This window comes from Shewanella sp. 4_MG-2023 (assembly GCF_030548015.1).
GTDB lineage: Bacteria > Pseudomonadota > Gammaproteobacteria > Enterobacterales > Shewanellaceae > Shewanella.
The window spans coordinates 1-4,177 of sequence record NZ_JAUORL010000064.1; the positions used below are offsets into that span (position 1 = coordinate 1).

General features: G+C 41.5%; 4 protein-coding genes and 1 tRNA gene. 2 read left to right on the top strand and 3 right to left on the bottom strand.

The window, feature by feature from the left end; all coding sequences use genetic code 11:
• Positions 1 to 245: 245 nt before the first annotated feature.
• From Q4546_RS18935 to Q4546_RS18945, 3 genes are all read right to left on the bottom strand, one after another.
• Positions 246 to 331, bottom strand: a tRNA-Leu gene (locus Q4546_RS18935).
• 203 nt (positions 332 to 534) lie between these two features.
• Positions 535 to 1,122, bottom strand: a complete 588-nt coding sequence (locus tag Q4546_RS18940; protein WP_102531537.1) for a uracil-DNA glycosylase family protein — start codon at positions 1,120 to 1,122, stop codon at positions 535 to 537.
• A gap of 60 nt (positions 1,123 to 1,182) precedes the next feature.
• Positions 1,183 to 2,562: a leucine-rich repeat-containing protein kinase family protein gene (locus tag Q4546_RS18945; RefSeq protein ID WP_102440274.1), complete on the bottom strand. Its 1,380-nt coding sequence runs from the start codon at positions 2,560 to 2,562 to the stop codon at positions 1,183 to 1,185.
• A 140-nt stretch (positions 2,563 to 2,702) separates the two neighbouring features.
• On the opposite strand from Q4546_RS18945, the gene yqfB reads away from it, so the two are divergent.
• Both yqfB and Q4546_RS18955 read left to right on the top strand, forming a co-directional pair.
• On the top strand, positions 2,703 to 3,023 hold the full coding sequence (yqfB, locus tag Q4546_RS18950) for a N(4)-acetylcytidine aminohydrolase (RefSeq protein WP_303446842.1): 321 nt from the start codon (positions 2,703 to 2,705) through the stop codon (positions 3,021 to 3,023).
• Positions 3,024 to 3,050: 27 nt separating this feature from the next.
• Positions 3,051 to 3,764: an SGNH/GDSL hydrolase family protein gene (locus Q4546_RS18955; RefSeq protein WP_303446843.1), complete on the top strand. Its 714-nt coding sequence runs from the start codon at positions 3,051 to 3,053 to the stop codon at positions 3,762 to 3,764.
• The last annotated feature ends 413 nt before the right edge of the window (positions 3,765 to 4,177 follow it).

Below are 4,177 nucleotides of genomic sequence, written 5' to 3' on the forward strand. Positions count from 1 at the left end.
TGTCATTCATTGAGCAAATTTCAGACACAAAAAAGCCCCGACTAATGTCGAGGCTTTTTTGCACCATACTTACGTATATTTTTGATAATAAAACTGATGGTACCCGAGGCCGGACTTGAACCGGCACGCCCTATTTTAAAACGATGAGGGATTGTTATATCTTGTCATTCATTGAGCAAATTTCAGACACAAAAAAGCCCCGACTAATGTCGAGGCTTTTTTGCACCATACTTACGTATGTAATATGGTACCCGAGGCCAGACTTGAACTGGCACGCCTATTAAGCGAGGGATTTTAAATCCCTTGTGTCTACCGATTCCACCACTCGGGCAAACTTGTTGTAACTTGTCGAAACAAGCTACGGAATCTGTTTTCAATTGCTGCAATTGCTTGCTGCCGCTGAACTTGGTGCATACTTTACTGGTTTTTCAGAATGGATCAATAAAAAAATGAAACTTATTGTTCAAGTGCTGACTTTGCAATCAATTCGTCTAAAAACATAGCTAAATTAGCCCTTTCAATTAAATATTTCACTTAAGCATGCAAAATATTCTGCACTGTCGATTTTATTACTGGTAATAAATCTTCAGCAAACCATGGATTTTTTGCTAACCAAATATTGTTGCGAGGACTTGGATGAGGCAATGCAATGATGCCCGAAGGTAAATTACGCCAATGTTTAACAGTTTCTGTCAGCGTTTGTTGCCTGTTTGGCAAGTGATAGTCTTGAGCATACTTGCCTATAAGCAAAGTTAACTTCACATCAGTTAAGTGGTTAAGTAAGGGTTGCCGCCACGTTTGGGCGCACATTTTCATTGGCGCTAAATCACCGTTTTTCCCCTTACCGGGATAACAAAAGCCCATGGGTAAAATCGCAATCTGTTTAGGGTCGTAAAGGGTGTCTTTGTCGATGCCTAACCAATCTCGTAACCTGTCACCACTTTTATCATCAAACGGGATGCCAGACTTATGCACCGCAAGGCCTGGAGCTTGCCCAGCAATAAGAATACGCGCTAGCGGATCAATTTGAATCACTGGGTTAACGCCATGGGGCAACGCATGCTGGCAAAGCTGGCATTGACGTACTTGTGCAACTAACGACGTTAATGACGCTGCAGGCATAACGCTCCCCTATCCTGTTTATAAATTTAACTATCTGGGCCTAAATATAAGCGACGATTGTTAATCCAATAACTGCTGTTGAATGGTGGCTAATTGCTGCTGGATATGAATAAACTGAGGTCGCATCGCTACGTCAGCCTGCAAACAACTAGACACTATTTGGCTTAATTGGCTAATGATCTGACTATCTGCAGTTGCTAACCTTAGCTGGTTATTATCATGGCCTGTAAATTCATTAAAATGCCCCAATACGTCATCTAGCATATTACCTAATGCTCTGACTTCAATGGCTTGCATATACGCTGCTTGCTCTACTGCAAGCGCTGACAAGTCCGTTGCTGCGCCAAAATCACCAAATAGCATATTGGCATCACTATCAATCATGGTGTTGTGAGCGTATATATCGCCATGACTGACTTTATGTTGATGTAAATGGGCTAGCGCAGCTGCCATACTGCGCATAACGGTGACGATTTGCCTTAGGGATATATCCATGTCATCACAAAAGGTATCGCGAGTACAGGTTTCCAGTGACGGCGGTAAACCCAAGTTGTAATAACGCTGAGGAATGAGCTCCATGACTAAACCAAGATTGTCAGCATCAGCAATAAAGCCAAGTACGCCAATTAAATTAGGATGAAAGCCTGCTTGCAAACAGCAATGTAATTCATCTTTTGGGTAACCATCTGATGTCACCGCACCTCTGAATATTTTCACCGCTACGTCCAGTGCTGTGCCAGAGTCCTGCTGCCATTGTGCTTGATAAATCACCCCTGAAGCGCCTTGGCCTAATTGCTCCCCTAATGATAACTGCGCCATTGGCGTTAACGCACAACCACTATTAACAGCAGCGTCATCACTATTGATAACAGGCGCTGTTATAGGATTGCCACTAAATGCCAACCAAGCTAAATTGGGCAGTTTGAATAACCAATCTGGAATAACAGTCAATTCATTGGCTGAAATACGTAATAGCTCTAGTGATGTACATTGACTCATTGATGGCGGCAAATTGTTGAGCTTATTGCCTGCCATGGCAAACTTCTGTAGTCGATGTAGCTTGCCAATGGATTGAGGTAATTGCTCAATGTTATTGTCAGTGAGAATTAACCAGCGGGTATCAACAGGAAAACAATCTTCGGCAACTGTAGTTATTTGATTGGCTTTAAAACCGATCATTTCAAGCTTTGGGCATTTAGCAATGACATCTGGGATGTCAGTAAAACAATTAAACGATAGGAATAAAATTTTAAGCTGTTGCAACTGCTCAAACTCATCAGGTAGCGATGATAAACGGTTGTTCGACAAATCAAGCACTTCAAGGGAATCTGCAAGCTTAATAATTTCCATGGGAAAGCTGGTTAACCCTTCAGCTATCTGTAATCGTTTTATCTTGTTTTGGTGTAATTCACCAGACTGTAATTGAGCCAAAGTATGCAATGGAAATATCCTAAAATAAGCAGTAAGTCGCAATGGCGCTCATGATAAGCCAAACAGATAAACAAGTTAAGGCAAACCTCAGTAAACTGATTTACTATAACGCACAATAAACCTGCAATTAATAAAGGCTCAAAGCTACTATGCCAGCACTTAACAGCATCACTTTTTTCAGCCGCTTTGAAACAGACATTCTGTCAGGCGCTAAAACTATTACCTTACGCAATGACAGTGAATCCCACTTTATTGCAGGTGAAACGTTAACCGTATCCACCTTTGAGGAAGATAAATGGTTTTGCGACATCAAGGTTATTTCCGTTAATACAGTGCCATTTACACAATTAACCGACTTGCATGCGCAGCAAGAAAATATGCCCTTGGCAGTATTAAAAGCCTTAATACAGGAAGTGTATCCGGGTATTGAACAGCTTTATGAAATCAAATTTAAGGTCGTAACCCCTTAAATAAGCACATAACAAAGGAATGTAACATTGCACTATCTAACACTAATATTTTTATGGCCTATTTATTTAGTACAGGCTATTTGGGTAAAAAGAACCACCATAAAATTACCAGAGCCAAGCGGCAAGCGCGTTAATGCCTCATGCCGTTCGCCACAATTGTCGCTACTGATCCTAGGTGACTCTGCTGCAGCGGGAGTTGGGGTAAGCCACCAGCAACAAGCACTGGCGGGAAACATGGTTAAGCGGCTCTCTAATGATTATCAGCTCAATTGGCAACTGGTGGCCCAAAGTGGCTATAGCACCCAAAACTGCCTCAATAAAGTCAAACTCATGACCCATCAAAATCAGCTAACAAAAGCAGATGTTATTGTGATCTCTCTGGGCGTAAATGATGTGCTGAGTCCAATATCGGCAAAAACATGGATATTACAATTAAGCGAGTTGTGCGCATTGATCACATCAAAGTTAGGAGGAACACAAATTATCATTACTAATGTGCCTCCAATGGATCGATTTCCAGCGTTACCACAGCCTTTTAGGTGGTTTTTAGGCGCAAGAAGCCGAGAGTTCAACTTAGCTCTTTCTAATTGGGTTCAAACAAGCTCACTGCCATGCGAACAACTTAATATGGAATTGACGTTAGCTGATGCGCCAATGGCCATTGATGGGTTTCATCCAAGTGAGGTTATTTATGCCCACTGGGGACAACAAGCATGCGACATGATTAAGGTGAAAGCGTAAGCCAGACTTCAACCACACCCCTTCAAAATAACTTTAAGAAATGAAATTGATATAGCCAAATTGCAAACACAAAAAAGCCCCAACTAATGTTGAGGCTTTTTCGCACCATACTCTTTAATACTAAAAGTCGTATATAAACGCTTTATAGAAGAATAATGGTACCCGAGGCCAGACTTGAACTGGCACGCCCTATTTTAGAACGACGAGGGATTTTTTAGTAAAATCATTCATTCCAACAAATTTCAGATACAAAAAAGCCCCAACTTAAAACGACGAGGGATTTTATCTTTCGCCAACGCTCGAATTACAGGCACAAAAAAGCCCCAACTAATGTTAAGGCTTTTTCGCACCATACTCTTTAATACTAAGTCGTATGTAAGCGCTTTATAGAAGAATAATGGTACCCGAGGCCA

What these genes read in the sequence shown, in the direction of transcription:
- Q4546_RS18940 (WP_102531537.1), bottom strand. Translation starts at nt 1,122, where the DNA reads ATGCCTGCAGCGTCATTAACGTCGTTAGTTGCACAAGTACGTCAATGC.
- yqfB (WP_303446842.1), top strand. Translation starts at nt 2,703, where the DNA reads ATGCCAGCACTTAACAGCATCACTTTTTTCAGCCGCTTTGAAACAGAC.